Genomic DNA, 4,665 nt, shown 5'->3' with positions numbered 1-4,665 from the left:
TTTAAATTTCTTAAAGTTATAATTAAAGTATGAAATTAAATTTCAAAGTAGGTGGGAATATGTTAGAAAATTTATCGACAGAACACCGTAATGAAAAGACGATGAATTTAGATGAGATGAGCATAAAAGAAATTCTGCAAAGTATGAATGAAGAAGATCGTACTGTTGCGTTAGCAGTTGAAAATGAAATAGAGCAGATTGAAAAAGTTGTGCAGACTGTTATTAAATCTTTCGAAGAAGAGGGTCGATTAATTTACATTGGGGCTGGTACAAGTGGCCGTTTAGGTATTTTGGACGCAGTGGAATGTCCGCCGACATTTGGCACAGACGATAAAATGGTGCAAGGATTTATAGCAGGTGGATTGAAAGCGTTTACTAAAGCGGTAGAAGGTGCAGAAGACCGTGAAGAGTTAGCGGACGAAGATTTAAAAAGTATAGGATTAAATGAGAAAGATACAGTGATTGGAATTGCAGCAAGTGGTCGAACTCCTTATGTTATTGGTGGCTTGAAGTACGCGAATCGTGTAGGAGCGAGTACAGCGAGTATCTCCTGTAATAAAAATGCTGAAATAAGTAAATATGCAAAACTAAATGTGGAAGTAGAAACAGGCGCAGAAATTTTAACAGGCTCAACGCGTTTGAAGGCTGGTACAGCGCAAAAATTAGTGCTCAATATGATCTCAACAGCTTCTATGATTGGTGTAGGGAAAGTATATAAAAACTTAATGGTAGATGTTCAATCTACAAATGAAAAGTTAATAGAGCGATCAAAACGAATTATTGTGGAAGCAACAGGTGTTAGTTATGAAGTAGCAGCGGAGTATTATGAAAAAGCAGAACGTAACGTGAAAGCTGCGATTGTTATGGTGTTGTTGCAGTGTGAGTATGGGGAAGCACTGCAGAAATTAAAGGAAGCGAAAGGGTTTGTGAAAAAGGCACTATAAAATAATAGGGAGGGGGATTCTATTATGAAGAAAGAAGAGAGAATGGCCAGAGAAATTTCAGAGCAACTTGGGGGAGTAAAGAATATTCGTGGCATTGCTCATTGTATGACGAGACTACGGTTAACGCTTCATGATGAAAGTAAAGTGAACATGGACCTTTTGAAAAAAGTTGAAGGGGTTATGGGCGTTATTGAAGATGAGACGCTTCAAGTTGTTGTTGGTCCGGGAACAGTAAATAAAGTAGCAGCAGAGATGGAAGGTTTAACGGGACTGCGAATTGGTGAGGTGGCAGATCATCACCTTGAAGATCTTGGGCAAGAGATGAAGTCAGAGATGAAGAAGAAAAATAATACACCGGTGAAAAACTTTTTAAGAAAAATAGGAAGTATTTTCATTCCGTTAATTCCGGGTCTTGTTGCGTCAGGTATTATAAACGGGGTTGCTAACTTTGCGAAAAACGCAGGTGCTGATCCGAATGCAACGTGGCTACAAATGTTGCTACTCATTGGCGGCGGTATCTTTACATTCTTAGGCATTTTAGTCGGCTGGAATACAGCGAAAGAATTTGGCGGGACACCGGTTCTTGGAGCAATTGCTGGTATTTTAATTTTCAACCCGGCGATGGCGACTGTAAAATTATTCGGTGAAGCGCTCGTACCCGGACGGGGTGGATTGTTTGCCGTTATTTTTGCAGCGTGGCTTATGGTTGTAGTGGAAAAACAAGTTCGAAAAGCTGTGCCAAATGCAGTTGATATTATCGTGACACCGCTTATTACTGTGTTAGTCGTAAGTATCGTAACGATGTTAGCCATTCAGCCGGTAGCAGGTTTCTTATCTGAAGGAATTACAAGCGGAATTAATGGTATTTTAAGTATTGGTGGCGCGTTTGCGGGAGCAGTACTTGCAGGAACATTTTTACCGCTCGTTATGGTCGGATTACATCACGGTTTAACACCGATTCATATGGAGTTTATTAATCAAACGCACGTAACACCTTTATTACCAGTACTCGCAATGGCTGGAGCTGGTCAAGTAGGTGCAGCAATTGCGATTTTTGTAAAAACAAAAAATAAACGACTTCGTAACGTAATTAAAGGGGCATTACCAGTTGGATTTTTAGGAATTGGCGAACCGTTATTATACGGGGTTACATTACCACTTGGAAAACCGTTTCTTACAGCTTGTTTAGGGGCAGCTGTCGGTGGTGCATTCCAAGCAGTTATGAAAACAGCTGCACTCGGAATTGGTGTATCAGGATTATCATTAATTCCGTTAATTGCTGATAATAAATATTTACTATATTTCCTTGGATTAGTAGTGGCATATACTTTCGGATTCATCTTTACGTACTTCTTCGGATTTAAAGAAGAAATGGCAGAAAACATATAGAGAAAGGGATTCCTTTCTCTTTTTCTATTCATGGAAAGGGAGATTCATATGCTAGGAGTATCAATTTATCTTTCAAAAGAGCGAGTAAAGAAACAAGAAGAATGGCTAAAAGTAGCGAAGGAAAACGGGTTTTCATCTATTTTTACATCACTTCATATACCAGAAGATGACCCTGGTACATATAAAGAGCTAATTCAAATACTTGGGAAGCAGGCTCTTGAAAATGAAATGGAGTTAATGGTCGATGTTTCTCCAAAATCGTTACACCATTTAGAAATGACATACGAAAATGTGGAAGAGTTAGTAGAGTGGGGCATTACTGGTTTACGAATGGACTATGGCATCACGCCGAAAGAAATCGCGCGCGTATCCCATAAAATGAAAGTAGCCTTAAATGCGAGTACGATTACAGATTCATTGTGGAAAGAGTTAATCAATGAAAAAATACGGGTAGAGAATGTAGAAGCGTGGCATAATTTTTACCCGCGCCCAGAAACAGGACTAGCAAAGTCCTTCTTACAAAAACAAAATGAATACTTACATGAGTGCGGAATAAAAACGATGGCATTTATTCCAGGGGATGGGGAGAAACGAGGCCCGTTATATGAAGGCTTACCAACGTTAGAAAAGCACCGCAATATGCGCCCGCTTGAAGCGTACTTAGAACTTGTACAAGCTTGTGGTGTCGATAAAGTGTTAATTGGGGATATAAGCGGAAGTGTAGAAAGTGTACAAGAGATAGCGAGTGCGAGTAGAGGGATTATTCCGTTGCGGTACAAATCGTTTATAACTGATAAAGAAGTATTAAAAATGGTAGAGCAAGTGCATACGAATCGATTAGATCCAGCTCGTGATGTCATTCGCTCAGTAGAATCGCGAGAAGAGCATAAAGTGATTTTACAGCCTATGCATACAATTGCAAGAAAGAAAGGCAGCATTACAATTGATAATGAATTGTACGGTAGATATGCTGGAGAGATGCAAGTTGCTATACATGATTTGCCTGCAGATGAGAAAGTGAACGTTGTTGGCATGGTTGTAGAAGAGGATATATCTTTATTGCCGTATGTTGGTGCTGGAAAAATGTTTCAACTTTTTTGTGTAATAGAATAAAAGCTTGAATTAGCGCTATTTTGTAAGGAAACATTATCCGTAAAAGGGATAATGTTTTTTGTTTTCTTTAAAAAAGTATTTGACGAATGAAATGAAATACCGTATTGTTTTGACTTGTAAATAAAAGTTCACCATAACAAAACAAAAAGGAGAGAAAAAAATGAATCAATATATTGGGAATTTAATTATTCGTATCGTGTTAGGAGTAACGTTCTTTGCACATGGTTTAGCGAAGTTTCAATCAGGTATCGATAACGTAGCAGGATGGTTTACAAGCATTGGCTTACCAGGCGGTCTTGCATATGGCGTAGCAACAGTTGAATTAGTTGGTGGTATATTATTAATTATCGGTTTAGGCGTACGATATGTAGGATTGCTATTCGCTCTTATTTTAGCTGGAGCTATCGTAAAGGTAAATGGAGCAGCAGGTTTATTAGGAGATGGAAAGAATCCAGGATATGAATTAGATCTTGCATTATTATCAATGGGTGCGTATTTATTCGTTGTAAAAGCAGAAGGATATGTAGATCGTTTCTTAAAAGAGAAAGTAATGAAAACGAAGTAAACTTATTTATAAATTGTTGACTTGAATCATTATTGTAACTATAATGATTACAACGCGTAGAGTAAGAATACAACAATTTAAATATTTTTTTGCACACAGTGTAACAGTTGTAGTTACACTGTGTGTAAAAAATAAATAAAACGGGAGGAAGTAACATGCCTAAAGCAAATTTAGAAATTATTCGAAGTACATATGAAGGATCAGCTTCTTCGAATGCAAAACATTTAGCAGAAGCTCTCTCTGAAAAAGTAGAATGGACGGAGGCAGAAGGGTTCCCGTACGGGGGAACTTATATCGGTGTAGAAGCAATAATGGAAAATGTATTTAGCCGATTAGGATCAGAATGGAATGATTATAAAGCGAGTGTAAATATGTACCATGAAGTAAGCGGAAAAGATGTGATTATTGCTGAAGGTATGTATTCAGGAGTTTATAAAGACACGGGAAAATCATTTGAGGCAGAATTTGTTCATGTATGGCAACTTGAGAACGGTAAAATTGTGAAGTTTAAGCAGTATGTAGATAGTCATCTTGTTAGGGAAGCGATGAAGAGTTAATGCTTTTTAAATGGATCGTAAGTATATGCATTACAATTATAGTAATTTTCTCGTCTATAGTTGGCGGAAAGAAATTGCTTGCATATGTGGAAAAAGA

General features: G+C 37.9%; 5 protein-coding genes. All 5 read left to right on the top strand.

Annotation, left to right across the window (positions count from 1 at the left end):
- Positions 1 to 59: 59 nt before the first annotated feature.
- Complete coding sequence (gene murQ / locus MR079_RS27675) at positions 60 to 944, top strand: N-acetylmuramic acid 6-phosphate etherase (protein ID WP_242295024.1); 885 nt, start codon at positions 60 to 62, stop codon at positions 942 to 944.
- 24 nt (positions 945 to 968) lie between these two features.
- Positions 969 to 2,333, top strand: coding sequence for a PTS transporter subunit EIIC (locus tag MR079_RS27670; RefSeq protein ID WP_242295023.1), 1,365 nt, complete (start codon positions 969 to 971; stop codon positions 2,331 to 2,333).
- A 48-nt stretch (positions 2,334 to 2,381) separates the two neighbouring features.
- Entirely contained in the window at positions 2,382 to 3,446 is a 1,065-nt protein-coding gene (locus tag MR079_RS27665; RefSeq protein WP_242295022.1) for a DUF871 domain-containing protein, read from the top strand.
- 160 nt (positions 3,447 to 3,606) lie between these two features.
- Positions 3,607 to 4,011: a DoxX family protein gene (locus MR079_RS27660; protein WP_001077751.1), complete on the top strand. Its 405-nt coding sequence runs from the start codon at positions 3,607 to 3,609 to the stop codon at positions 4,009 to 4,011.
- 155 nt (positions 4,012 to 4,166) lie between these two features.
- On the top strand, positions 4,167 to 4,568 hold the full coding sequence (locus tag MR079_RS27655; RefSeq protein WP_001123573.1) for a nuclear transport factor 2 family protein: 402 nt from the start codon (positions 4,167 to 4,169) through the stop codon (positions 4,566 to 4,568).
- Positions 4,569 to 4,665: the final 97 nt, after the last annotated feature.

The sequence above is a fragment of the Bacillus cereus group sp. BfR-BA-01381 genome, from assembly GCF_022663555.1.
Lineage (GTDB): Bacteria > Bacillota > Bacilli > Bacillales > Bacillaceae_G > Bacillus_A > Bacillus_A pacificus.
Note: the sequence above shows the minus strand (reverse complement) of the source record. Positions and strands in the feature narration are given on the sequence as shown.

Coding starts and splice junctions, on each gene's coding strand:
- murQ (WP_242295024.1), top strand. CDS start 60: ATGTTAGAAAATTTATCGACAGAACACCGTAATGAAAAGACGATGAAT.
- MR079_RS27665 (WP_242295022.1), top strand. CDS start 2,382: ATGCTAGGAGTATCAATTTATCTTTCAAAAGAGCGAGTAAAGAAACAA.
- MR079_RS27655 (WP_001123573.1), top strand. CDS start 4,167: ATGCCTAAAGCAAATTTAGAAATTATTCGAAGTACATATGAAGGATCA.
- MR079_RS27660 (WP_001077751.1), top strand. CDS start 3,607: ATGAATCAATATATTGGGAATTTAATTATTCGTATCGTGTTAGGAGTA.
- MR079_RS27670 (WP_242295023.1), top strand. CDS start 969: ATGAAGAAAGAAGAGAGAATGGCCAGAGAAATTTCAGAGCAACTTGGG.